The 26,516-nt window shown below is 40.9% G+C and carries 23 protein-coding genes, 2 tRNA genes and 1 rRNA gene; all 26 read left to right on the top strand.

Features of this window, described 5'->3' with window-relative positions:
- Positions 1 to 121 precede the first annotated feature (121 nt).
- The 26 genes from CD039_RS08840 to CD039_RS08965 all read left to right on the top strand — a co-directional run bounded on the left by CD039_RS08840 (position 122) and on the right by CD039_RS08965 (position 26,457).
- The gene (locus CD039_RS08840) at positions 122 to 1,087 is read left to right on the top strand and encodes a ribose-phosphate diphosphokinase (protein WP_002473064.1); all 966 of its coding nucleotides are present in this window, start codon (positions 122 to 124) and stop codon (positions 1,085 to 1,087) included.
- Between the two features lie 128 nt (positions 1,088 to 1,215).
- Entirely contained in the window at positions 1,216 to 1,878 is a 663-nt protein-coding gene (locus tag CD039_RS08845; RefSeq protein ID WP_002473042.1) for a 50S ribosomal protein L25/general stress protein Ctc, read from the top strand.
- A gap of 489 nt (positions 1,879 to 2,367) precedes the next feature.
- Positions 2,368 to 2,499: a teichoic acid D-Ala incorporation-associated protein DltX gene (locus tag CD039_RS08850; protein ID WP_002473071.1), complete on the top strand. Its 132-nt coding sequence runs from the start codon at positions 2,368 to 2,370 to the stop codon at positions 2,497 to 2,499.
- Between the two features lie 23 nt (positions 2,500 to 2,522).
- Entirely contained in the window at positions 2,523 to 3,980 is a 1,458-nt protein-coding gene (gene dltA / locus CD039_RS08855) for a D-alanine--poly(phosphoribitol) ligase subunit DltA (RefSeq protein WP_103372009.1), read from the top strand.
- Complete coding sequence (gene dltB / locus CD039_RS08860; protein ID WP_103372010.1) at positions 3,977 to 5,197, top strand: D-alanyl-lipoteichoic acid biosynthesis protein DltB; 1,221 nt, start codon at positions 3,977 to 3,979, stop codon at positions 5,195 to 5,197. The genes dltA and dltB overlap by 4 nt, the downstream gene beginning before the upstream one ends.
- A gap of 38 nt (positions 5,198 to 5,235) precedes the next feature.
- Positions 5,236 to 5,472 carry a D-alanine--poly(phosphoribitol) ligase subunit 2 gene (dltC, locus tag CD039_RS08865; protein WP_002473079.1) on the top strand — a complete coding sequence of 79 codons (237 nt, stop codon included), beginning with the start codon at positions 5,236 to 5,238 and terminating at the stop codon, positions 5,470 to 5,472.
- Positions 5,469 to 6,644 (top strand): D-alanyl-lipoteichoic acid biosynthesis protein DltD, encoded by a 1,176-nt coding sequence (gene dltD / locus CD039_RS08870; protein WP_103372011.1) that lies wholly within the window; start codon positions 5,469 to 5,471, stop codon positions 6,642 to 6,644. The genes dltC and dltD overlap by 4 nt, the downstream gene beginning before the upstream one ends.
- Positions 6,645 to 6,842: 198 nt before the next feature.
- Positions 6,843 to 7,415, top strand: coding sequence for an aminoacyl-tRNA hydrolase (gene pth, locus CD039_RS08875; protein WP_002473074.1), 573 nt, complete (start codon positions 6,843 to 6,845; stop codon positions 7,413 to 7,415).
- Positions 7,412 to 10,924 (top strand): transcription-repair coupling factor, encoded by a 3,513-nt coding sequence (mfd, locus tag CD039_RS08880; protein WP_103372012.1) that lies wholly within the window; start codon positions 7,412 to 7,414, stop codon positions 10,922 to 10,924. The genes pth and mfd overlap by 4 nt, the downstream gene beginning before the upstream one ends.
- Complete coding sequence (locus tag CD039_RS08885) at positions 10,914 to 12,452, top strand: polysaccharide biosynthesis protein (RefSeq protein WP_103372013.1); 1,539 nt, start codon at positions 10,914 to 10,916, stop codon at positions 12,450 to 12,452. The genes mfd and CD039_RS08885 overlap by 11 nt, the downstream gene beginning before the upstream one ends.
- Entirely contained in the window at positions 12,449 to 13,639 is a 1,191-nt protein-coding gene (locus CD039_RS08890; protein WP_103372014.1) for a MazG nucleotide pyrophosphohydrolase domain-containing protein, read from the top strand. Before CD039_RS08885 ends, CD039_RS08890 begins: the two co-directional genes overlap by 4 nt.
- Entirely contained in the window at positions 13,636 to 13,899 is a 264-nt protein-coding gene (locus tag CD039_RS08895) for an RNA-binding S4 domain-containing protein (protein WP_002473046.1), read from the top strand. The genes CD039_RS08890 and CD039_RS08895 overlap by 4 nt, the downstream gene beginning before the upstream one ends.
- 14 nt (positions 13,900 to 13,913) lie before the next feature.
- Positions 13,914 to 14,315: a septum formation initiator family protein gene (locus CD039_RS08900; RefSeq protein ID WP_103372015.1), complete on the top strand. Its 402-nt coding sequence runs from the start codon at positions 13,914 to 13,916 to the stop codon at positions 14,313 to 14,315.
- A gap of 178 nt (positions 14,316 to 14,493) precedes the next feature.
- Positions 14,494 to 14,892, top strand: a complete 399-nt coding sequence (locus CD039_RS08905) for a S1 domain-containing RNA-binding protein (RefSeq protein ID WP_002473075.1) — start codon at positions 14,494 to 14,496, stop codon at positions 14,890 to 14,892.
- A 298-nt stretch (positions 14,893 to 15,190) separates the two neighbouring features.
- A complete protein-coding gene (tilS, locus tag CD039_RS08910; RefSeq protein ID WP_326847739.1) occupies positions 15,191 to 16,492 on the top strand; it encodes a tRNA lysidine(34) synthetase TilS in 1,302 nt (433 codons plus the stop codon).
- Positions 16,482 to 17,021 carry a hypoxanthine phosphoribosyltransferase gene (gene hpt / locus CD039_RS08915; protein ID WP_103372017.1) on the top strand — a complete coding sequence of 180 codons (540 nt, stop codon included), beginning with the start codon at positions 16,482 to 16,484 and terminating at the stop codon, positions 17,019 to 17,021. The genes tilS and hpt overlap by 11 nt, the downstream gene beginning before the upstream one ends.
- A gap of 356 nt (positions 17,022 to 17,377) precedes the next feature.
- Positions 17,378 to 19,474, top strand: a complete 2,097-nt coding sequence (gene ftsH, locus CD039_RS08920) for an ATP-dependent zinc metalloprotease FtsH (RefSeq protein ID WP_103372018.1) — start codon at positions 17,378 to 17,380, stop codon at positions 19,472 to 19,474.
- A gap of 213 nt (positions 19,475 to 19,687) precedes the next feature.
- On the top strand, positions 19,688 to 20,563 hold the full coding sequence (hslO, locus tag CD039_RS08925; protein WP_103372019.1) for an Hsp33 family molecular chaperone HslO: 876 nt from the start codon (positions 19,688 to 19,690) through the stop codon (positions 20,561 to 20,563).
- A gap of 109 nt (positions 20,564 to 20,672) precedes the next feature.
- Complete coding sequence (gene cysK, locus CD039_RS08930) at positions 20,673 to 21,605, top strand: cysteine synthase A (protein ID WP_002473056.1); 933 nt, start codon at positions 20,673 to 20,675, stop codon at positions 21,603 to 21,605.
- A 288-nt stretch (positions 21,606 to 21,893) separates the two neighbouring features.
- Complete coding sequence (folP, locus tag CD039_RS08935) at positions 21,894 to 22,697, top strand: dihydropteroate synthase (protein WP_103372020.1); 804 nt, start codon at positions 21,894 to 21,896, stop codon at positions 22,695 to 22,697.
- On the top strand, positions 22,675 to 23,046 hold the full coding sequence (folB, locus tag CD039_RS08940; protein ID WP_103372021.1) for a dihydroneopterin aldolase: 372 nt from the start codon (positions 22,675 to 22,677) through the stop codon (positions 23,044 to 23,046). Before folP ends, folB begins: the two co-directional genes overlap by 23 nt.
- On the top strand, positions 23,039 to 23,518 hold the full coding sequence (gene folK / locus CD039_RS08945) for a 2-amino-4-hydroxy-6-hydroxymethyldihydropteridine diphosphokinase (RefSeq protein ID WP_103372022.1): 480 nt from the start codon (positions 23,039 to 23,041) through the stop codon (positions 23,516 to 23,518). The genes folB and folK overlap by 8 nt, the downstream gene beginning before the upstream one ends.
- Before the next feature lie 260 nt (positions 23,519 to 23,778).
- Positions 23,779 to 25,266 carry a lysine--tRNA ligase gene (lysS, locus tag CD039_RS08950; RefSeq protein ID WP_103372023.1) on the top strand — a complete coding sequence of 496 codons (1,488 nt, stop codon included), beginning with the start codon at positions 23,779 to 23,781 and terminating at the stop codon, positions 25,264 to 25,266.
- Between the two features lie 891 nt (positions 25,267 to 26,157).
- Positions 26,158 to 26,272 (top strand): 5S ribosomal RNA (rrf, locus tag CD039_RS08955).
- A 16-nt stretch (positions 26,273 to 26,288) separates the two neighbouring features.
- Positions 26,289 to 26,364, top strand: a tRNA-Val gene (locus CD039_RS08960).
- Between the two features lie 17 nt (positions 26,365 to 26,381).
- A tRNA-Thr gene (locus tag CD039_RS08965) sits at positions 26,382 to 26,457 on the top strand.
- Positions 26,458 to 26,516 lie beyond the last annotated feature (59 nt).

Here is a 26,516-nt window from a genome sequence, read left to right on the forward strand (position 1 = left end):
TATGTTGCGGATAACTTGTAAGGGTGATTGCAACTGCCATCTTTTATATTGAGAAATGGACTTAAACTTTCGCACATGTTAAAGCATATTCGAATTGAACAAACTAATTGGAGGACTATAAATGTTAAACAATGAATATAAGAATTCTTCTTTAAAAATCTTCTCGTTAAAGGGGAATGAACCACTCGCTCAAGAAGTTGCTGATAGTGTAGGTATTGAATTAGGTAAATGTTCAGTTAAACGTTTTAGTGACGGTGAAATTCAAATCAATATAGAAGAGAGTATCCGTGGCTGTGATGTCTTTATCATCCAACCCACATCTTATCCCGTTAACTTACATTTAATGGAATTGCTCATTATGATTGATGCTTGTAAACGCGCTTCTGCAGCAAACATCAACATCGTGGTACCTTACTACGGTTATGCACGTCAAGATAGAAAGGCACGTAGTCGTGAACCGATCACTGCGAAACTTGTAGCGAACCTTATTGAAACAGCAGGCGCTGATCGCATGATTGCACTTGACTTACACGCACCACAAATTCAAGGTTTCTTCGATATTCCAATCGACCACTTAATGGGTGTGCCTATCTTAGCAGATTACTTTAAAAACGATACACAAATCGATCCAGAGGAATGCGTCGTTGTATCTCCAGACCACGGTGGCGTAACACGTGCACGTAAACTTGCAGACATTTTAAAAACACCGATCGCAATCATCGACAAACGTCGTCCTAAACCAAACGTGGCAGAGGTTATGAATATCGTGGGTGAAATCGAAGGACGCACAGCGATTATTATCGACGATATTATCGATACAGCTGGTACAATCACACTTGCAGCTCAAGCACTTAAAGACAAAGGTGCTAAAGAAGTTTACGCTTGTTGTACACACCCTGTGTTATCAGGTCCAGCTAAAGAACGTATTGAGAATTCAGCGATTAAAGAACTCGTAGTGACTAACTCTATTAACTTAGACGAATCACGCAAACCAGAGAATACGAAACGCTTGTCAGTGGCTGAATTAATGGCTCAAGCGATCGTACGTGTTTACGAACGCGAATCTGTCAGTGTACTATTTGACTAATCGTAGCATTCTGTGTATAATAATTTCGTTCGTGATTTTACGGACAAATAAACACTTGCAAGCAACGGTAAAGTTGATGGGCAAGTGAGGAGCTCTAGATAGAGCAACTTTGAAAGGTGGAAATGAATATGGCTTCATTAAAGTCAATCATTCGTCAAGGTAAACAAACACGCTCAGAATTAAAGGCGTTAAGAAATTCTGGTAAAGTACCTAGTGTTGTTTACGGTTATGGTACTAAGAACGTTTCAGTTAAAGTTGATGAAGTAGAATTCATCAAAGTTATCCGTGAAGTTGGACGTAACGGGGTTATCGATTTAGGTGTAGGTTCAAAGACAATCAAAGTCATGGTATCTGACTACCAATTTGACCCACTTAAAAACAAAATCACTCACATCGACTTCTTAGCGATCAACATGAGTGAAGAACGTACAGTTGAAGTACCTGTACACTTAGTAGGTGAAGCTGTAGGTGCTAAAGAAGGTGGCGTAGTTGAACAACCACTATTCGACCTTGAAGTAACAGCTACACCAGAAAATATCCCTGAATACATCGAAGTTGATATTTCTGAACTTAATATCAACGACTCAATTTCAGTTGAAGACCTTAAGACTAAAGGTGACTTCACTATTGAAAACGACGAAAACGACTCAGTTGTTACAGTCGTTCCTCCAACTGACGAACCTTCTGAAGAAGAAATCGAAGAAATGGAAGGCGATTCTGAAGCGGAAGAACCAGAAGTTGTTGGCGAAAAAGATGACGAAGAAGACAGTGAAGACAAAGAAGAAGAATAATCTTCTCTCTACTTCACATGAACAACTTGATAAAGTTGTGATGATGCAAGGCGCTATCTCCTTAAATGGGGGTAGCGCTTTTTGTAGCTGTGAGAAGGTGAGTGGCGGGCGTTATGTGTAGTCTTTAGGACGGTGGCAATATAACTTGATGTATATAGCACTAGCATGACGTTGAGCGCACTCTCAACGAGGTTGCAGTGAATTCATTAAATTCGTTGTCCAAGTATACTTATTAATCTATTAAAGTAGACTTTTAAATAAAATCAATCTGTATTATACTCTGATAGGAACATATAATGAAATATTTTATAAATTTACATAAATTAATAAATTCGCTACTATAATTACCACTTTATAAAAATAGGTTAAACCTCAGACCTTAAAATAATTATCAATGAAAAATTTGACAAGATTTGCGGTTTGAATTACATTTAAATAGGATTTATAAGTGTGTAAATTTTTTATTAAGCAAAGAAAAGGGTAGTGTTTATGAGTAAAATTCAAAATCCATACATAAAGATTACATTATTGACGCTATTTTACCTCGTCATCATGGTTGTCTTGTATTTGATATACGGCACAGGCCAAACAGAGAATACATTTATTTATAACGAATTCTAAACTACATCGAGGAGTTTAATTAGATGAAAGACATATTACAAAGCATAGCGCACTTCAGTATAACTCAACCATGTACGAATGCGATACAACATGAAGATGAAACACTCACATATCAAGCATTAGACGAACAATCTACACGTTTAGCCCACATGATACAACAGAGTACGAAACCCATCTTAGTCTATGGTCATATGTCACCTTACATGATTGTAGGTATGATTGGCGCGCTTAAAGCGTATTGTGGTTACATTCCTGTAGATACTTCGATTCCTGAACAACGGATTCAATCCATTATTTCAAAGATTGAACCTGATTATATATTCAATACAACAGACGAAACTTTCACGAGTGATATAGCTGAAGTCATCACGATTGAGCAGCTTGAGGGTAGTTCGTCAACTGAAGCAGAACTACAAGGCATCCAAGGCGACTCAATTGCGTATACTATCTTTACTTCTGGCTCAACAGGCGAACCTAAAGGTGTGCAAATTTATTATGATAGTTTAGTAGAATTTGCGAATTGGGTCGTGACGTTAAATGAGAATAAAGAAGGGCAACACTGGTTAAACCAGGCACCGCTATCATTTGACCTTTCAGTGATGGCAATTTATCCGGCGCTATTATCAGGAGGCACAATTCAGCTCATCGATAAGACGATGATTAACAAACCGATGTTGTTGCACGAGTTATTCCAACGCGAAGACATCAACGTTTGGGTTTCAACACCGTCCTTTATGGAACTGTGTTTAATGTTGCCTAACTTAGACGAGGCGTCACAGACATCGATGGAGACGTTCCTCTTCTGTGGAGAAATATTAGGGCATAAAACAGCGACAATGTTATTAAACAAGTTCCCGAACGCTAAAGTCTGGAATACGTATGGTCCTACTGAGGCTACTGTAGCGGTGACGAGCGTGTTAGTTACTGACGAGCTACTAGCTAACCACGAAGTCATTCCTGTCGGTGTGCCACGCCCTGGTACAGAGTTGAGTTTGACTGAGGATAGTGAGCTCGTAATTACAGGTCAAAGTGTCAGTGCAGGTTATGTGAAAGATTCTGAACGCAGTGCGAAAGTCTTCTTTGAGCAAGATGGACGTCGCGCTTATTATTCCGGAGATAGTGCCGTTTATCGAGATGGTAATTGGTATATTCAAGGCCGAGTTGATAATCAGATTAAGTTTAACGGTTATCGCATGGAGTTAGAAGAAATCGAAGCGAAATTGAAGAAACAAACAGAAGTGAGAGAGGCGATTGTCGTTCCAATCTATCGCCGTGGTAAAGTTGGTCATTTACTTGGCGTTGTAGCGACTACAGCACCTATTGAAGATGAGAAGCAAGCAACGCATGACTTGAAAGCGCGTTTGAAGAGCGAACTACCGGATTATATGATTCCGCGTAAATTTGAGTTTGTCGACCAACTTCCTTTAACGAATAACGGTAAATTAGATCGCAAGAAAGTAAATGAGGTATACGGCTCATGACACCTTATGGCGACTTTCATTTCTTCTTAATTGCATTTATCGTTCTCATACCGATTATTCTGTTAGGTTTATTTGGCAAACGCTCAAAGATTTACAACTTTATTAGTACTGTAATTATGATTGTCTTGATCTTTTCAGATCACAAACATAATTTATTCGACAATGAATATCTCAGTTATCAACTGTTGAGTTTCATTCTATATATTATTTGGCAAGTCGTGATTATCAAAGGTTACGAACGCGTGCGTACGGTAACGAATTCAACTGCGCTTTATATCAGTGCCTTTGTATTGTCGATTATTCCACTCGCGATAGTGAAGATTTGTCAAAGCTCATGGTTAGGCCATGGTCAATTGCATTTGCATAGTTCACGCTTGGTCGAACTCTTCGGCTTCCTAGGTATCTCTTATGTGATGTTTAAAAGTGTACAACTCATCATGGAATTACGTGACGGCTCAATTAAGAATGTTTCAATTATGAAACTCGTTCAATTTATTACGTTCTTCCCAACGATATCTTCAGGTCCTATCGACCGTTATAAACGTTTCGTGAAAGACGACGACAAAACACCCGATGCGAAGACGTATCGCGGTTTATTGGAAAAAGCAGTGCATTACATCATGCTTGGCTTCTTATATAAATATATTATTGCGCATCTCATCCATAGTTATGGCATCGTGCCGTTACAAGCACATCATTTAACGACCTTTGTCGACTACTGGAAGTACATGTATGCATATAGTTTCTATCTGTTCTTTGACTTTGCAGGTTACAGTTTATTTGCTGTAGCGCTCAGTTACATTTATGGTATTCAGACACCAATGAACTTCAACCAGCCATTTAAAGCGAAGAACATTAAAGATTTCTGGAACCGTTGGCATATGAGCTTGTCGTTCTGGTTCCGAGACTGTGTTTACATGCGCATCGTCTTCTATATGACGAAGAACAAGATGATGAAGAAGCCGTTGAATATTTCCAATTTCGGGTTCCTCGTGAACTTCGGAATTATGGGGATTTGGCATGGACTTGAATGGTTCTACATCATATATGGTTTCTACCATGCCGCTTTATTTATTCTATATAGTTATTATGAAAAATGGCGTAAAAAACGCTTCGGTAAGCTTAAGCATCCAGTATTCAACATCTTAAGTATTATTATCACTTTCCACTTTGTAGCATTTGGTTTCTTGATATTCTCAGGTGTATTATTTAAATAATTACAAACAAAAAAGGATAGTTATAAAGGAGTACTCATATGGAATTTAGAGAACAAGTATTAGATATATTAGCAGAAGTAGCAGAAGACGACATCGTGAAAGAACAACCGGACATCGAAGTGTTCGAAGAAGGGATCATTGACTCCATGCAAACAGTTGGATTATTACTCGAAATCCAGAACCAACTTGGCATTGAAGTGTCTGTCATGGACTTTGATCGTGATGAATGGGCAACACCTAACAAGATTGTTGACGTATTGAACGACCTCCGATGAAGAAATATCCAGCAATGATAGCTTTGGTGTTGAGCGCCATCCTGTTTATTGGGTTTCTATTAACGCCCGCCCAATGGTACCAACAGAAGTGGACGACATCTAAGCTATGCAAACAAAGCGTGTCCCTTTCTGACAACGTACTTAAAGGCACGGAAATTCAAAGTGCTATGTTAAAGAATGATGATTTCTATCCCGTCTACGGATCAAGTGAGCTCAACAAAGACGATCCGTATCAGTCAGCTATCTTGTTGAAGCACAAAGATCAACACATGTTCTACGTAGGTAAAGGTGGATCGACGAGTTTGATTCAAGCCATTACATTAGGCGCGCAATATTCGAATTTAAAGGGTAAAAAGATGACGGTGTTAATATCACCTCAATGGTTCTCAAAGAAAGGCGTTAACGATAACAACTACACAGGACGTTCTTCTAAAGAGCAAGTTAACGCGATTTTTGAAAACAAAGATATCCCAGTTGAATTGAAGAAACGTTACGTGAAGCGTTTGTTAGATTTCAAAGCGAACAAGGATAATGATTTTCTTAAAGATTACGTCAATGGCGATACTTCAGGTCATTTTATGAGCCCGTGGAAGATGAACAACTGGCAGAAGATTGAGGCGATTAAAAGTCACAAGCCAATCTCACTATCACCACTTAGTCAACGTGTAGACAAAGCGCCGGAGAAAGAACGAGATTTGGATCAACTAGAACCACAAGCGGTGAAGTTTGGTGACAAGCACAGTAAGAGCAACGAATTCGGTATTAAAGATCCATACTGGAAACAGTTGCAAAAACATCGTCATTTCATCTCAAGAAATCATGAGTTTAAGATGAATTCACCTGAATTTAAAGATTTAGAGTTACTTACAGATACTTTAAATGCTTCAGGTGCAGATGTTCAATACGTGATCTTACCGGTCAATGGTAAATGGTATGATCATATCAATATCAAGCCGGAGAAACGCTATAAAGTGTACGACAAGATTCAACATGTGATTGAGCAACATGATAAGCATGGTACGATTTATGACATGCGTTCTGAAGACTACGAGCCGCATACGATGAGTGATGCTGTGCACATCGGCTGGAGAGGCTGGGTCGTGCTCAGTGAACATATTCAAGAACACATCGACGGTAAAGATAGAGCGCAGCAAACATCAGACAATCATTAATATTGTAATGAAGTTGGAATATCCTCAACGCATCGAAAGTTTAGGTTGATGTGTTTGACTAGTAGAGGATATTCCAACTTTTTCTATATCCATCGCATGATTCGCATACGACTTTGGGTAAAGAGTTATGTTATGATATACAGGAATACGTCTCGCGTGAGCAACGCGGAAATTAGCGCAACAAGCGGAGGTAACACAATGAAATGTATTGTTGGTCTCGGTAATATAGGGAAACGTTTTGAACTTACAAGACATAACATTGGATTTGAAGTGATCGATCACTTGATTGAACGACAACATTTTAAAATGGATAAACAGAAGTTTAAGGCGGCTTATACGATTGAACGTATAGGCAACGAGAAAGTGATGCTCGTGGAACCGCTGACGATGATGAACTTGTCGGGTGAAGCGGTCGCGCCACTCATGGATTATTATAATATTGATACAGAAGATTTACTCGTGCTGTATGACGACTTAGATTTATCTCAAGGGCAAGTGCGTCTGCGTCAAAAGGGTAGTGCAGGCGGCCATAATGGGATGAAATCAATTATTAAAATGATCGGTACAGATCAATTTAAACGCATTCGTATCGGCGTAGGACGTCCGACGAATGGCATGTCTGTTCCAGATTATGTATTGCAGAAGTTCTCCAAGGAAGAAATGAAAGTAATGGAGAAAGTGATTGAACATGCGGCATACGCAGTTGAAGATTATATCGAAACATCTGATTTCGATAATGTAATGAATAAATATAATGGTGAGGTCAATTGAAATCAATAATAACGAACTATATAAAGACAGATAAACGTTATCAAGAATTAGACAGTGTAGTTGGACAGAGTAATGTACTAGTGACAGGCCTCTCCGCTTCAGCGAAAGCTGCCATCATAGCGGAGAAGTTCTTGAACAGCCATGAGCAGATGCTCGTGGTGACGAACAATCTCTATCAAGCTGAGAAGCTAGAGCAAGATCTCTTACAATTTGTCGATTCGACAGAGTTATACAAATATCCTCTTCAAGATATCATGACTGAAGAGTTCTCTACTCAAAGCCCTGAGTTCATGAGTGAACGTGTGAGAACCCTCACTGCACTCGTAGAAGAACGACGAGGGTTATTTATCGTGCCATTAAATGGTTTGAAGAAGTGGCTCACACCTGTCGAATTATGGAAGAATCATCAAGTTGAACTCGAAGTAGGCGACGACATTGACGTTGATGAATTTCTCAATAAACTCGTCAACATGGGGTATCGACGTGAAAGCGTCGTGTCTCATATTGGTGAGTTCTCGTTGCGTGGGGGCATCATCGACATTTACCCACTGATTGGTGACCCCGTTCGTATCGAGCTGTTTGATACAGAAGTCGATTCAATCCGTGATTTCGACGTGGAAACACAACGTTCCAATCAGAATATCGAGCACGTGCACATCACGACAGCAAGTGACTATATTATCACAGACGAAGTGCTCAAACAGACGAAGCGCAACGTGCAAGCTGCCTACGAAGAGACACGTCCGAAGATTGATAAAGCTGTGCGCAATGATTTGAAAGAGACGCTTGAAAGCTACCAGCTCTTTGAATCGGACTTCTTCGATCATCAAGTGTTGCGACGTCTCGTTGCCTTTATGTACGAACAGCCCGCGACGTTGATTGATTATTTTAAAAGTAATGCGATTGTCATCGTGGATGAGTTCAACCGTGTGAAAGAGACAGAAGAAGCGTTAACAGTAGAAACCGAAGACTTTATGTCTCAACTCATTGAGAGTGGTAAAGGTTTCATTGGACAACAATTCCTAAAAGATGACAGTGTTGAATACTTGCTAGAGGATTACAAGATTACATACTTCACTCTTTTTACAGCAACGATGAATACGAAGATTGAGCATATCATCAAATTCTCTTGCAAACCTGTTCAACAATTCTATGGTCAATACGACATCATGCGTTCAGAGTTCCAACGCTACGTTAACAATGACTATACCGTCGTCGTGCTCGTTGAAACGGAGTCGAAGAAAGAACGTATTCAGTCTATGCTCAATGAGATGCACATTCCGACGTTCTTAGATACGGTGAGTAACGAGATTACTGGCGGTCAAGCAGTTATTACGGAAGGTAGTCTATCTGAAGGCTTTGAACTACCGTACATGCAATTGGCGATCGTCACAGAACGTGAACTGTTTAAATCTAAACAGAAGAAGAAACGCAAGCGTACGAAGACGATTTCAAATGCGGAAAAGATTAAATCGTACCAAGACTTGAAGGTCGGCGACTACATCGTGCACGTACATCACGGGGTAGGACGCTATTTGGGTGTCGAAACCCTCGAAGTGAACGGTATTCATAAAGACTATATTAAGCTTCAATATAAAGGTACCGATCAACTCTTCGTTCCTGTCGATCAGATGGATCAAGTTCAGAAATATGTCGCTTCCGAAGATAAATCACCAAGATTGAATAAATTGGGTGGTTCAGAATGGAAGAAGACGAAAGCGAAGGTTCAACAAAGTGTTGAAGATATCGCAGATGAACTCATTGAACTGTACAAAGAACGTGAGATGGCACAAGGTCACAAATTTGGTCCTGATACACCAGAACAACACGATTTCGAAATGGATTTCCCATTCGAATTAACGCCAGACCAAGCGAAGTCCATTGAAGAGATTAAAGGTGACATGGAACGCACGAAACCGATGGATCGCTTGCTATGCGGTGACGTAGGTTATGGTAAGACGGAAGTCGCCGTTCGCGCAGCTTTTAAAGCAGTCATGGAAGGCAAGCAAGTCGCTTTCTTAGTGCCGACGACGATTCTCGCTCAGCAACACTATGAAACGTTAATTGAGCGTATGCAAGATTTCCCAATCGAAATTCAGCTGATGAGTCGTTTTAGAACGAGCAAAGAAATCAAGCAAACGAAAGAGGGACTGAAATCAGGTTACGTCGATATCGTTGTAGGTACACATAAATTATTAGGTAAGACTGTCGAGTACAAAGATTTAGGCCTTCTCGTCGTCGATGAAGAGCAACGCTTTGGTGTGCGTCACAAAGAGAAGATTAAACAACTTAAGACGAATGTCGATGTGCTAACACTGACAGCCACACCTATCCCACGTACCTTACATATGAGTATGTTAGGTGTACGTGATCTTTCAGTAATTGAAACACCACCTGAGAACCGCTTCCCAGTGCAAACTTACGTAGTCGAGCAGAACTCTAATTTTATTAAAGAAGCCTTGGAACGTGAACTGTCACGTGATGGACAAGTCTTCTATTTATACAACCAAGTTCAGTCGATATATGAAAAACGTGAGCAGCTACAAATGCTCATGCCGGATGCGAATATCGCCGTTGCCCATGGTCAGATGACCGAGCGTGATTTAGAGGAAACGATGCTCAGCTTTATCAACCACGAGTTCGACATTCTCGTGACAACGACGATTATTGAGACGGGTGTCGATGTGCCTAATGCTAACACGCTGATCATTGAGAATGCAGACCGCTTCGGCCTCAGTCAGTTGTATCAATTACGTGGTCGTGTAGGACGCTCAAGTCGAATTGGCTATGCTTACTTCTTGCATCCGATGAACAAGGTGCTGACAGAGACAGCAGAAGATCGTCTTCAAGCCATCAAAGAGTTTACGGAGCTGGGTTCTGGATTCAAGATTGCGATGCGCGATTTAAACATACGTGGTGCAGGTAATCTCCTCGGTAAACAACAGAGCGGCTTTATCGATTCCGTCGGCTTTGACCTCTACTCTCAAATGCTTGAAGAGGCCGTTAATGAGAAACGAGGCATTAAGGAAGAGAAACCTGATGCGCCAGAAGTGGAAATTGAGCTCAATATTGATGCGTATCTACCAGCGCAATATATTCCTAACGAGCAAGCGAAGATTGAGATTTATAAAAAGCTTCGTCAACTAGAAACGATGGAACAACTCAGAGATGTTAAAGATGAACTCATCGATCGCTTTAACGAATATCCACCAGAAGTGGAACGCTTGTTAGATATGATGGAAATCAAAGTCTATGCTTTACATGCAGGCATTACTTCTATCAAAGAGCAGGGCAAACAAGTCGAAGTACTGCTCTCTCAACAAGGTACGAATGACGTGAATGGTGAAGCATTATTCAAAGCGACACAACCGCTTGGACGAGCGATGAAACTCGGTGTGAAAGAAGGACAAATGAAAGTGAATTTAAACAAGAGTGCCAACACCCTCGACAACTTGAAATTCTTAGTTAAATGTATAGAGGAGAGTATGACAGTACGAGATGAAGACTAAATCAAAGACCGCTTTCAATGGGGTAGTGGTTCTGACCGCAGCTTTGATTATTATCAAGATATTAAGCGCGCTTTACCGCGTACCCTATCAGAACATTCTAGGTGACTCAGGACTTTATGCTTATCAACAAGTGTATCCATTATTAGCACTTGGAGGCATCTTATCGGCAACGGCTATACCAAGTGCAATTACTCAAATCTTTGAGGCGGAACGCTCAAGTGCACGATACACACGAATGCTTCTTGTGGTACAAACGCTTGGCATCAGTTTATTTATTATCTGTTTTATTTGTGCACCATGGTTAACCCGCTTGATGGGCGATCCAAGTTTGACCACTATATTGAGAGTGGCGAGCGCTAGCTTTTTATTCATTGGAATATTAGGCGTCTGTCGTGCGTATTATCAATCTGCACAGAACATGAATCCGCCTGCTATTTCCCAGGTAATAGAGCAGCTCATTAGAGTAAGTATTATCTTTATCGCTATCGGCTGTTTTGTCAAGCAGGATTGGACCGTCTACCAAGCTGCAACACTCTCGATCGGTGGTTCCGTTATCGGTGCGTTAGGGGCAAGCATCTTTTTCATTTCACGTCGTCCCTTTAAACTTACGTTAGCCGAGGAAACGCGCACGCCGATTGAATGGCGCCATTTCTTCTTAGCCGTCGTTATCTTCTCGGTAAGTCAGATACTCGTCCTGTTGTGGCAAATCGTGGATAGCTTTACCGTTATTCGCCTGTTAAAAGCAGTAGGTGTTCCTTTTAAAGAAGCGATTGAACAGAAAGGGATCTTTGATAGAGGCCCATCCTTTATTCAAATGGGACTCATCATTACGACGACGTTTAGTTTCGTTCTCTTACCATTACTGTCTAAAGCAGTGAGAGAAGAGGCGCATCATCTCGTAAGTCGTTACATTAACGCCTCTTTAAAGGTAACGATTCTCATCAGTACTGCAGCAGGAGTGGGTTTGGTCAACTTAATGCCATCGTTAAACATCGTCTTCTTCGAGAATAACAGTCTACCAGGAACGTTGAGTGTCTTCATGTTGACGGTAATTTGCGTCTCGCTCATTATGATGGATATCGCATTACTGCAAGTGAAACAACAAGAGAAGACCGTTCTGATTGGTTTAGGTGTAGGTCTCTGTAGTAAAATAATAGGTAACCTAGTGCTCATACCTATGATTCACACGTTGGGCTTGAGCGTCAGTACGGTGCTTTCCTTAGCTATCTTTGCTGGAATCTTACATCGCAAAGTGATGCAGCTCTATCCATTGCATCGCATGAAAGCATTTGTGGGTAAACTCATCTTAGTGATGATAGGAATGACGATTGTCGTTCAAGTTCTCATGTTCTGCTTTCCAATACACGGTCGTATCAGCGGCCTGATTACGTTAATCATCAGTGCGTTAGCAGGTATCATTACCACGGTGATATTAGTAGTCAAATTGCGTTTGTTATCCTATAAAGAAGTGAAACATTTACCATTTGGCGACAAACTATATCAGTATAAGAGAGGAAGACGTCGATGACACATTCAATTACGATAGTAGGATTAGGAAATCATAGCTTAGAGGATATGACTTTAGGTGTTTATCGTTATTTGAAAGCGCAGTCGCTTGTCTACGCACGAACGTTAGAACACCCAGTCATCAATGAGTTGCAAGACGAAGTGCGCTTTGAAGGCTTTGATCATCTCTATGAGGCGCATGAACAATTTGAAGATGTCTATCAAGCGATTACAGATGAACTGATTACAACAGCTCATAAGCAAGATGTCGTTTATGCAGTTCCAGGTCATCCTCGCGTTGCGGAAACGACGACACGCTTGTTGTTTGAAGCAGCAGCTAAAGATGACGCGCTAACAGTACAAGTTCATGGAGGTCGCAGTTTCCTCGATGATGTGTTTGAAGCGGTTCAGGTAGACCCTAATGATGGCTTTACCTTACTTGATGCGACAGCGCTTAAAGCTGATCAATTAAATATTCGCAATCATACCTTAATCACGCAGGTCTATAGCAGTCTCGTAGCAGGCGATGTGAAGATTACCTTGATGGAGCGTTATCCCGATGATCATCCAGTTTCCATCGTTACAGGCGTGCATGCGACAGGGGCTACGCGTCAGACAGTGCCGTTACACGAGCTAGACTTTGAGAGTGACGCTTTTACGAACCTGACAAGTGTCTTTGTTCCACGTGTTGAAGCGGCACAAGCATACTACAGCGATTTCACTTATGCGACTGAAGTGATTGATTTGCTTGTGGATGATGAGAAAGGCTGTCCTTGGGATAAAAAGCAAACGCATGATTCTCTGAAACGTTATTTACTCGAAGAATCTTTCGAGCTCTTTGAAGCTATCGATAACGAAGATGATTGGCACATGATCGAAGAGTTAGGTGACATACTTTTACAAGTATTGTTACACACAAGTATCGGTAAGAAGGAAGGCTATTTCGATATCGGAGAGGTCATTGCAAGCTTAAATGATAAAATGATCCGCCGACATCCACATATCTTCGGTGAAGCACATGCGGAAGATGAATCGGATTTACAGGAGATCTGGGCTGAGGCGAAACGTAAAGAAGGTAAGCCAACACGAGTGAAGTTTGAAAAAGTATTTGCAGAGCATTTCTTGAAGTTGTATGATAAGACAAAAAATAAAGATTTAAGCGAAGAAGAATTGAAAGAATACATTGAGCGAGGAGGTCATGAAGCATGAGATTAGATAAATATCTCAAAGTGTCTCGCCTAGTGAAACGCCGTACTTTGGCGAAAGAAATTAGTAGCCAAGGACGCATCACAGTGAATGGCAATGTAGCCAAAGCAGGCACAGATGTCAAAGAAGGTGACGAACTCGTCATTCGTTTCGGTCAGAAGATCGTGACGGTCAAAGTGACTGGATTAAGCGAGCATGCGAATAAAGCGAATGCGAAAGGTATGTACGAAGTTGTGAAAGAAGAGAAAGTAAGCGAGTCTTAAGAGAGGGGCACGACATGAGTAAGAAAGTACAAGACATCGGCAATCAGTATACCTCATATGAGAATAAGAAGAAAAAGCGCATCCAAGCCAAGAAGCGCGTGGTCCGTCGCCGTATGACCTTTATCGGTGGCTTGTTACTACTCGTCATCATTGTCCTATCTATCATGGTTGTTGCGCAGAAGCATCAGAATGACCATGATGCACACATTCGACAACAAAAAGAACAGAAGTATCAGAAACAACAAGATGAAGAACTAGCATTGAAAGAGAAACTGAACAATCTTAATAAGAAGAGTTACATTAAGAAAGTCGCACGTGACGACTATTATTTAAGTAATGATGGAGAAGTCATCTTCAAATTGCCTGATGATCAATCTAAGAAGGATGATTCTGGATCGAAAGATGATAAGAAATAGTGACTGCTTGAGATCGTGTGGGCATTTTAACTCACGTGAGAAAGTGCGTATCATGCACTGCAATGCAATCATACAGGAGAAAAAATAATCTTTCGGTTCATTCTACCATTGTTAAATTATCTAAACAGGCATATAATAGTGATAACTTGAAATCATACCGGGAGGATTTATTTACAATATGTCAATCGAAGTAGGAAACAAGCTTAAAGGCAAAGTCACTGGAATTAAAAAATTTGGCGCATTCGTTGAATTGCCTGAAGGTAAGAGTGGCTTAGTGCATATTAGTGAAGTGGCGGACAATTACGTTGAGAACGTGGAAGACCATTTATCAGTAGGGGACGAAGTGGAAGTGAAAGTACTTTCTATTGCTGACGATGGTAAGATTAGTCTTTCAATCAAGAAAGCGAAAGATCGCCCACGTCGTCATAACCGCAGATCACATCATAGATCATCTCAAAATAAAGAAGCAGATTTTGAGAAGAAATTAAGCAATTTCTTAAAGGACAGTGAAGATAAATTAACGACAATCAAACGTCAAACAGAATCAAGACGTGGAGGTCGAGGTGCACGTCGTTAATTGCGATGTATCTTTCTAGAGCCGTACTTCACTCAATTGAATCATACCTGTGTTCTAATACGCTAACATACATCCGATATAGTTGATATATACGAACGTGTGATGTTAGGTGAGATAGAGGCTAGCTGAGCATTCGAGACAAAGGGAAGAGATGTTCAGACAGCCTCTTTTTTATGAATCTGATACATAAGTCGTGAAATAGTAAAGGATGGCGAGCGTCAATTCGCATTGGTGATTATTGAGGCTATTTGACAAGAGGTACGCTTATCATAATGAAAGGGGGTCAAGATCGTTGAAAGTGAACGAAACGTTATGGGACGTTCAAGATCATATCGTCCTAGCGGTGTCGGGCGGCATCGACAGTATGTGTTTGTTGCATACGTTAGTGCATGAGTTATCTGAGACTTATCAGCAGTTGAGTTGTTTGCATGTGAATCATGGATTGAGAGCGCAGTCAGAGGAAGAAGCTCAGCTATTACAAGACTATTGCGCGACGCATCAAATTCCGTTGTACTGTACGCGTTTGGATTTGTCAGCAACGGTGGCAACAGGTCGCAGTATTGAAGCTCAAGCGAGGCAGGCGCGTTATGAGTGGTTTGATCTACAGATGCGAGCGATTGCAGGTGATGTCTTACTCACAGCGCACCATCAAGATGACCAAATTGAAACCATTTTTTATCGCTTGTTCACTGGACGTTCTACGCGTAATAGTTTAGGTATGGCCGAAACGCAGCGTCGTCATAATTATCGACTCGTACGGCCTTTACTTGAAACGTCGAAAGCAACGATTCAGCAGTACCAACAGCAACACCAAGTTTCATTTTACGAAGATGGAACAAATGCCTCCAATGCGTATGTACGCAATGATATTCGAAATCGCATTTTACCTGAGGTGGATAACAACGTGCAACTAGACCCTGCACAACTGTTGCGGTTAAAAGGTTGGCACGACGCGCAACGCAGTCAAATTCAACAACAGGCACGGACCTTTATCCAACGACAAAGTGCAACAACACGGGGTCAAACATACTATGAAGTCAGCAGAGAGGCTTTCGGCGAGTTATCGTACAATGTTAAAGTAGAAGTATTGGATCAAATCTTCGCTTCCATCGGCGATCATCAACCGCTATCAGAGAAGATGTATCAAGCTTGGTTTGAACAAATTGAGGGGACGGTTGCTCAAGCTGAAGTCCACACTACAGATAAATGGATAATTCGTATAGCTTATGATAAATTTATAATAATGGCTAATTCAAGCAGTGGTGAACCATCATCTCCACTAACGATTCGTGAAGCGGGTACGTATCACTTTGATCATTATGAAATTGTAGTACGACAAGAACTACCTCAAGACATATTGCCATTAAGAGTGAGAACGAAGAAAGATGGAGATCGTGTTGCTCTCAATCATCATACAGGGACGAAGAAGGTCAGCCGTATATTTATAGACCAGAAAGTCTTGACCTCTGAAAGACAGCGTATGCCGATTGTCGAAGCGGCGAATGAAGAGATTATCGCTGTGGGCTCCCTTTATGTACGGAAGCCATTCCAGCAGCAATTAGCTATTCAAGATATAGGAGAGGTAGTATATGAAGAATGATTTACAAGAAATCCTGCTCACAGAAGCAGAGATTCAAACTTTATGCCAAGAGTTAGGACGTGAGATCACAGAAGCATATCGAGGTAAAGACTTGGTATGTGTTGGTATCTTAAAGGGTTCAGTGATGTTTATGGCAGATTTAATTAAACATATTGATACGCATGTTACTATCGATTTCATGGACGTTTCTAGCTATCATGGCGGTACTGAATCGACTGGGGAAGTTCAAATTCTCAAAGATTTAGGCGCTTCTATCGAAGGTAAAGATATATTGATCATCGAAGATATTCTTGAAACAGGCACAACGTTGAAGTCTATTACTGAATTATTGCAAGCGCGTCGTGTGAACTCTTTAGAGATTGTCACTTTATTAGACAAATCTAACCGACGTAAAGCAGATATCGAAGCGAAATATGTAGGTAAGAAGATACCGGATGACTTCGTGGTCGGCTATGGTCTCGATTATAACGAGAATTATCGTAACTTACCTTATATCGGTACACTTAAAGAAGAAATTTATAATAAATAATGCAGTAAGATTTAATCATCTATTGTGATGATATATACTTACTAATTAGGGCAGTATTTACATATTAATTGTGGTTCGCCCCTAACGTTGTCGTATGCCATGTCTGAGTGGGTTTCTGCCACTCAGCATGCTTATATATAACGTTGCTCATTTACTGAATCGTGTCTTTATACTTATTAGATGTATACGTAGATTTATATATTCAGAAATGCTCAGATCTTGTATAGAGATCGTTCATGCCTGAGTCTCTATCTGTGTTGTAGAGACTGTGGCGAGAGTTTGTTTGCTAGCTTGCAAATGAATAATTATGTTAAAATTTTGGTTAGTTTTATTATAGAAGTAGGAGGAAATCGCACATGCAGAAAGCCTTTCGCAATTTGCTCGTCATTGTAATTGTCGGCGTCATTATCTTTGGCTTATTCTCATGGATTAACGGTAACGGCAACTCGCCGAAGCAGTTGACGTACAACCAGTTCGAGAAAAAGCTTAACGATGGTGATTTGAAATCACTCGAAATTAAACCAGAGCAAAATGTCTACATGGTAAGTGGTAAGACGAAGAATGATAAAGATTATTCTTCAACAATTCTTTATAACAATGATAAAGAATTAGAAAAAATTACTGACAAAGCGAAAAGTCAAAAAGACTTGAAACTAACAGTTAAAGAGGAAGAAAAACAAGGTGTCTTCAGTCAAATCTTGACGTCACTCATTCCAGTAGTAGTCATCTTTATCCTCTTCTTATTCTTCATGAGCCAAGCCCAAGGTGGCGGTGGCGGCGGTCGTATGATGAACTTTGGTAAATCCAAAGCGAAGATGTACGACAGTCAGAAGAAACGTGTTCGCTTCTCTGACGTAGCTGGTGCTGATGAAGAGAAACAAGAATTAATTGAAATCGTTGACTTCTTGAAAGACAACAAACAATTTAAACAAATGGGTTCTCGTATCCCTAAAGGTGTTCTCTTAGTAGGACCTCCAGGTACAGGTAAGACATTACTTGCACGTGCTGTAGCTGGTGAGGCTGGCGCACCGTTCTTCTCTATTAGTGGTTCTGACTTCGTAGAGATGTTCGTAGGTGTCGGTGCGAGTCGTGTGCGTGACTTATTCGAGAATGCGAAGAAAAACGCACCTTGTATCATCTTTATCGATGAGATTGATGCAGTAGGTCGTCAACGTGGCGCTGGTGTTGGCGGCGGTCACGACGAACGTGAACAAACACTGAACCAACTTCTCGTTGAAATGGACGGTTTCGGTGAGAACGAAGGTATCATCATGATTGCCGCTACAAACAGACCTGATATCCTTGACCCAGCCTTATTACGTCCAGGTCGTTTCGACAGACAAATTCAAGTGGGTCGTCCTGATGTTAAAGGCCGTGAAGCAATTCTGCATGTTCACGCGAAGAATAAACCACTTGATGAAACAGTGGATCTTAAAGCGATCTCTCAACGTACACCAGGTTTCTCTGGTGCAGACTTAGAGAACTTACTTAACGAAGCATCACTCATTGCTGTACGTGAAGGTAAGAAGAAGATCGATATGCGAGACATTGAAGAAGCAACTGACCGTGTTATCGCTGGTCCAGCTAAGAAATCACGTGTTATTTCTGAGAAAGAGCGCAATATCGTAGCGCACCACGAGGCAGGACATACTGTCATCGGTATGGTGCTTGACGAAGCAGAAGTCGTACACAAAGTTACGATTGTGCCACGTGGTCAAGCTGGCGGTTATGCTATGATGTTACCTAAACAAGATCGCTTCTTGATGACGGAACCTGAACTGCTCGATAAGATTTGTGGCTTGCTCGGTGGACGTGTATCTGAAGATATTAACTTTGGTGAAGTATCTACAGGTGCTTCCAACGACTTTGAACGTGCTACAAATATCGCGCGTAAAATGGTTACCGAATATGGTATGAGTAAGAAACTCGGACCACTTCAATTCTCAAGCAGCAACAGTGGTCAAGTCTTCTTAGGTAAAGATATGCAAGACGATCCTGAATACTCAGGTCAAATTGCTTATGAAATTGATAAAGAAGTACAACGTATCATCAAAGAACAATATGAACGTTGTAAACAAATCTTGCTTGAGCATGAGTCTCAATTGAAACTCATTGCTAAGTCATTATTAACAGAAGAAACATTAGTAGCAGAACAAATTCAATCACTCTTCTACGATGGCGTATTACCAGAAGTCGATTATGATTCTGCTAAAGTAGTGAGCGAAGAAGATCCGGACTTCAAAGAAGGTAAGTACGGTAAATCTTACGAAGATATTCGCCGCGAACAACATGAACTCAGCAACACATCAGATAACGAAAGTTCTGATAGAGATCGTCGCGAATCTGAAGGGTCAGAAGATGAAGGTGAGTCAACAGGTCACGAACAAGCACCTAATATTGACAAACCAAGCAACCCAAGCGATCCTAACGATCCTAGCAATAGAAACGAATAAAGCAATCCGCTTGAAAAAGTCTCTTTCCACTATCAGTATTTGGTAGTGGAAAGAGTTTTTTTAACTTGAATATAAAGAATAAACGTTGTAAAGTTTATGACAACTTAAAATAAGTGTTAATAGATAATGATGAAAGAACATGATGAGTGATACGAACTCAAGTGGTCTTATTCAGTTAACCTAATCAAGAAATAGATAAAGGAGAAAGTAATTATGACACAAGATTATATCGTTAAAGCTCTTGCTTATGATGGACAAATTCGTGCCTACAGTGCGCTTACCACTGAAACAGTTCAAGAAGCTCAAACGAGACATTACACATGGCCTACTGCTTCAGCGGCGCTCGGACGTACGATGACAGCAACTTTAATGATGGGGGCTATGTTGAAAGGTGACCAGAAACTGACCGTCACTGTAGATGGCCAAGGCCCCATTGGTAAGATTACTGCTGATGCAGATGCGAAAGGGAATGTACGCGGCTACGTGAGCCAACCCCAAACGCACTTCCCGCTTAATGATGTAGGTAAATTAGATGTGAGACGTGCAGTCGGTGTAGATGGTGCACTTTCTGTAGTTAAAGACGTGGGTATGAAAGACTATTTCACTGGTTCAAGTCCTATCGTTTCCGGTGAGTTAGGCGACGACTTTACGTACTACTTTGCTAAAAGTGAACAAGTGCCTTCCTCAGTAGGTTTAGGTGTACTCGTCAATCCAGACAACTCTATCAAAGCAGCTGGTGGTTTCATCATCCAAGTGATGCCAGGTGCCGATGATAAAGTCATCAGTCAACTTGAAGATGCCATTACAAACATGACACCCATATCTAAACTTATCGAGCAAGGATTGACACCTGAAGAAATTCTTGAAGAAGTACTTGGTAAAGATAATCTTCAAATATTAGAAACAATGCCCGCACAATTCGAATGTAACTGTGGACATGACAAATTCCTAAATGCCATCCGTAGTTTAGGAGAAGCAGAAATTGAAAGTATGATTAAAGAAGATCACGGTGCAGAAGCGCAATGTCATTTCTGTCGTAATAAATATCACTACAGCGAAGAAGAACTCCGCGACTTACTCCCAAATTAGGGGAGTGAGTGCATTACAGTTGTTTTTACTGAAAAATCTGATAGAATTAAAGTATATCCGAGGAGACAAGTAAGTTTTAAAAAACTGTACTATAAAGGAGCTAATAACTATGGCAAAGAAACCAGTAAACAATGTTGTTGAAGTCATTGGAGATACACCTGTAGTCAAATTGAACCATGTCGTTGGTGAAGACGCTGCAGATGTATATGTTAAATTAGAATATCAAAACCCAGGCGGCTCAGTGAAAGATCGTATCGCTTTAGCAATGATCGAACAAGCTGAAAAAGATGGTAAGATTAAACCAGGCGACACAATCGTAGAGCCTACAAGTGGTAACACAGGTATCGGTCTTGCATTCGTATGTGCAGCGAAAGGTTACAAAGCAGTATTTACAATGCCAGAAACAATGAGTCAAGAACGCCGTAACTTATTAAAAGCATACGGTGCTGAACTTGTATTAACACCTGGATCTGAAGCGATGAAAGGTGCAATCAAGAAAGCGAAAGAATTGAAAGAAGAATATGGTTACTACGAACCACAACAATTCGAGAACCCAGCTAACCCTAAAATCCACGAATTAACTACAGGTCCAGAACTTGTTGAACAATTCGAAGGTAAGACAATTGATGCATTCTTAGCTGGTGTAGGTACTGGTGGTACGTTAACTGGTGCAGGTAAAGTCTTAAAAGAGAAATATCCTGACATCCAACTCGTAGCTATCGAACCAGAAGCTTCACCTGTCTTAAGTGGTGGCGAACCAGGTCCACACAAATTACAAGGATTAGGTGCAGGTTTCGTTCCAGATACGTTAGACACAAACATTTATCAAGAAGTTATTAAAGTCGGTAACGAAACAGCTATGGAAATGTCTCGTAAAGTTGCGAAAGAAGAAGGTATCTTAGGCGGTATTTCTTCTGGTGCAGCAATTTACGCGGCAATTGAAAAAGCAAAAGAATTAGGTAAAGGCAAGACAGTTGTTACTGTATTACCAAGTAACGGTGAACGTTACCTTTCTACACCTTTATATTCATTCGACGACTAATTGTTATCTTATTCAAGCGCTTGAAGTGGGGCTCCCATTTCAAGTGCTTTTTTAGATTATAATAGCGATCGGTGAGTAGAGATGTAGAGGTTGAGTTACCTTGATTGTATGCACTTCGATGGGGCGAAACGTTGTGATGATTTGAGTGACAGAATGAGGCGATTGAATCGCTAGTCTCAGGGACTCATTTTAACTTTACATATTTAACTACTGAAAAATGAGGCGTTTCAAGTTATCATGATAAAGTAGACTATTTTACCATACTAAAACGAATGGAGGCCGATGTGGGTGGCACATACTAAAATTATGGGAATCTTAAACGTCACGCCAGATTCGTTCTCTGATGGCGGCGAATATAATTCCGTAGAGAAAGCGCTACAAAGAGCGAAAGCGATGATTGAGGAAGGCGTAGACATTATAGACATCGGCGGTGTTTCTACACGCCCGGGACACGAAGAAGTTGCGCTTGATGAAGAAATGGAACGCGTCATTCCAGTAGTGAAAGCACTAGCAGAGTTAGATGTTCAACTCTCTGTAGATACGTTCAGAAGTGAAGTGGCTGAAGCGGCTCTGAAACATGGGGCAACGATGATAAACGATCAATGGGCGGGACTTTATGACCCAGAGATATTTAACGTTGTGGCGCAGTATGGCGGTGAAATCGTCTTGATGCATAATGGTGATGGTCAGCGCGATGAACCCGTGATGGAAGAGATGTTATTGAGATTATTGAAACAAGCGAACCAGGCTGAACTTGCGGGAATTCCGGAGCAGAAAGTTTGGTTAGACCCAGGCATAGGTTTTGCTAAGACGCGCGAAGAAGAGAAAGAGGTCATGGCGAGACTAGACGAACTCGTAGCTACCGGTTATCCCGTATTGCTTGCGACGAGTCGAAAGCGTTTTATCAAAGAAATGGCAAATTATGAGACGAGAGCGAAAGAACGCGACGAAGCGACAGCAGCAACGACAGCTTATGGCATCATGAAAGGTGTGAAAGCGGTCCGTGTACATAATGTGGCCATGAATTACAAGATAGGACAGAGTATGGATTACTTGAAGGAGAATGAAGATGCAAGACACAATCTTTCTTAAAGGGCTCGAATTCTATGCGTACCACGGGGCTTTAGCTGCTGAAAATGAAATCGGGCAACCCTTTATCGTTGATGTACGTCTGAAAGTTGACTTAAAAGCAGCGGGTGAATCCGACAGCGTAGAGGATACTGTGAACTATGCCGAAGTCTATGAGGACGTTAAAGCAATCATGGAAGGCCCGCCAGTCAACTTGATTGAGCACCTTGCTGAACGTATTGCAAAACGTATAAATTCACACTATAATCGTGTAATGGAAACGACTATAAGTATTACTAAGCCGAATCCACCGATTCCAGGACATTACCAAGGTGTAGGAATAGAGATTGTGAGGGAGAATACGAATGACTAAAGCGTATTTGAGTCTAGGTAGCAATATGGGTGATCGCGCGTATCATTTACGTGAAGCGCTTCGCTTATTAAATCAAGTGGAAGGTATTGAAGTGCGTGATGTTTCGCCTATCTACGACACTGCACCTATAGGATATACTGACCAAAATGCGTTCTTGAATCTTTGTGCGAGCGTTGAAACGACGTTAAGTGCACACGATTTACTATATCATTGTCTTGATGTAGAACAACAACTTCATCGCGTGCGTAAGATTCATTGGGGACCAAGAACTTGCGATATCGATATCATCTTATATGGTGAGGAGCAAATTCAGGACGATGAACTCACAGTCCCTCATCCTCGTATGGAGGAACGTGCCTTTGTGTTAGTGCCACTTCAAGACATCGCACCTGATGCCATCGAACCGAAGACACAACGTCGCGTTGGTGACATTCCTGTTCCCGATGACCGCGTGCAACGTACTGATTCGTAGAAGAGAAAGGGCGAAATTCCTTTATTACAACGCGCTAGTCTAGTAGAATTAATAAGGTGAATAAATTGGCGTAAAGATAATACGCAACTATGCTTCTGACTATCACATAGGTGGAAGTAGAAGTAATCGCGTCTGCAGAGCTTTTACCTTTTATAAAAGATAGGACATTAATTGGCGTAAATCAATAGCGTTAAGAATTCCTGATTTAAAGGTATGGAGAACGAAGTGGACAATACAACAAGCGTAAAGGAGAGAAAGAAATGTCAGAAGAAATGAACGACCAAATGCAGGTCCGTCGTCAAAAATTACAAGAATTATACGATTTAGGAATCGATCCATTTGGTCAAAAGTTTGATCGTACGGATATGGCAGAACCCCTACACGAACAATGGGATCAATATAGTAAAGAAGAGTTAAAAGAAAAAGAAGACGAAAGTCATGTTACTGTAGCAGGTCGTATCATGACGAAACGTGGTAAAGGTAAAGCAGGATTTGCACACATTCAAGATGTCACAGGTCAAATCCAACTGTATGTACGTAAAGACCAAATCGGAGAAGACCAATTTGCGATTTGGAAGAGTGCCGATTTAGGAGATATCGTCGGCATCGAAGGCGTAATGTTCAAGACAAATACAGGCGAATTGTCTGTTAAAGCAAAAGATTTCACGTTATTGACTAAAGCGCTTAGACCTTTACCGGATAAACATCACGGTTTACAAGACATTGAGCAACGTTACCGTCAACGTTATTTAGACTTAATAACGAACCAAGATAGCACGCAAACTTTTATCAACCGCAGTAAGATTCTTCAAGAAATGCGCAACTTCTTGAACAAGAAAGGTTTCTTAGAAGTTGAAACGCCAATGATGCACCAAATCGCTGGTGGGGCTGCTGCCCGCCCATTCGTAACGCATCATAACGCGTTAGACGCTACGCTTTACATGCGTATAGCTATCGAATTGCACCTCAAACGTTTAATCGTTGGTGGGCTAGAAAAAGTATATGAAATTGGACGCGTGTTCCGTAACGAGGGTGTGTCTACACGTCATAATCCTGAGTTCACTATGATTGAACTTTACGAAGCTTACGCAGATTTCCATGACATGATGGATATCACTGAATCTATGGTGCGTCATATTGCGCAAGAGGTATTAGGCGAAACGACAATTCCATATGGTGAAGAACAAGTGGACTTAGGTTCAAGCTGGAAACGTGTACACATGGTAGATGCAGTTAAAGAAGCTACAGGTGTGAACTTCTATGATGTGAAATCTGACGAAGAAGCACGTGAACTTGCGAAAGAACATGGTGTTGAGATTACAGATCATATGAAATATGGTCACATCGTTAACGAATTCTTTGAACAAAAGGTTGAAGAATCATTAATTCAACCAACATTCGTTTACGGTCACCCTATTGAGATTTCTCCATTAGCTAAGAAAAATCCAGAGGACCCACGTTTCACAGACCGTTTCGAACTATTTATCGTAGGTCGTGAGCATGCGAATGCCTTTACAGAATTAAACGACCCAATCGATCAAAGAGCGCGTTTCGAAGCACAATTAAAAGAGCGCGAAGAAGGTAACGATGAAGCGCACGAAATGGATGAAGACTTCTTAGAAGCACTAGAATATGGTATGCCGCCAACAGGTGGTTTAGGTATTGGCATCGACAGACTCGTCATGCTATTAACAAATTCACCATCTATTCGCGACGTATTGTTATTCCCATATATGAGACAGAAATAATATATTTGAGGAGGAGCAGTCTGACTGAGGTCGGGCTGTTCTTTTTTTGAAATGGTCACAAATAGTTCTATTGTAAGTAACGATGATTTAACAAAAACACTTAAAAGAGCCGTTTACGGTTATAACAACTGGAATAATATGCGGAATCGTTTAATAATTATCAACAAATTTTTCGCTTCTAAACCTAAGAAAGAGCTGAAGAGGAATAATATCGTTTAAGCTCAAATATAGGCTTACCAGTTCAATTTGAAATAAAGGGGCTTTTTTTATGTTTGAATAGAGGGATGAGTCTGGGAAGCGGGAGATTTGCGCGCAGTGGAGGAGGGAGGGTGGATCAAGGGGTGAGCGCATGCTGTTATTTAGAAAAATGAATCTTTAAAGTTGTCGGTAGTCGTTGTAAAGGAGAGTTGGATTATTAAGAGAAGTAGGAGTATTGAAGAAATAAAAAGATGAGCTCGAAAAGATATTTCTGTAAGTAAGATAGAAGCGAATAGGCGTAGAGTAGTAATCAGATAACAAGATAGAGTTTTTGAAAAGAATATATATGTAGATAACAAATAGATAAGTCTTCCGCGAAAATTGATAAGTCGATAGGATAGAGAGAACTGAGAAAGAAAATATTAAATTAGTGTAAAAGAATCACTAGTCAATGGGTGGTCATGTGTGCTAGACTATATAAGGTCTTGAAGAAGAAACGAGCGAAATTAAATCTCTCATAAAAAAGTTCAAGCAAACTGTTGACTTTTTAGCTGAGATGAATTACTATAATAAAGTCGTCTTAAACAAGACAGATTGTTTGTAAATGAATTGCAAAGAAATTTTAACAGAGTGTAAAATTAACTATTGCAAATGAGTTCAAAACAATGTAATATAAATAGAGTAAAGAAATTGTCTGGTGATGATGGCAAAGAGGTCACACCTGTTCCCGTGCCGAACACAGAAGTTAAGCTCTTTAGCGCCGATGGTAGTCGGACTTACGTTCCGCAAGAGTAGGACGTTGCCAGGCAGTAATATTTCGATGTGGAGGATTAGCTCAGCTGGGAGAGCATCTGCCTTACAAGCAGGGGGTCGGCGGTTCGAACCCGTCATCCTCCACCATTTAGAAATTACATATCGCCGGCCTAGCTCAACTGGTAGAGCAACTGACTTGTAATCAGTAGGTTGGGGGTTCAAGTCCTCTGGCCGGCACCATCTTTTGAGCCATTAGCTCAGTTGGTAGAGCATCTGACTTTTAATCAGAGGGTCAGAGG

This window comes from Staphylococcus argensis, assembly GCF_002902305.1.
GTDB lineage: Bacteria > Bacillota > Bacilli > Staphylococcales > Staphylococcaceae > Staphylococcus > Staphylococcus argensis.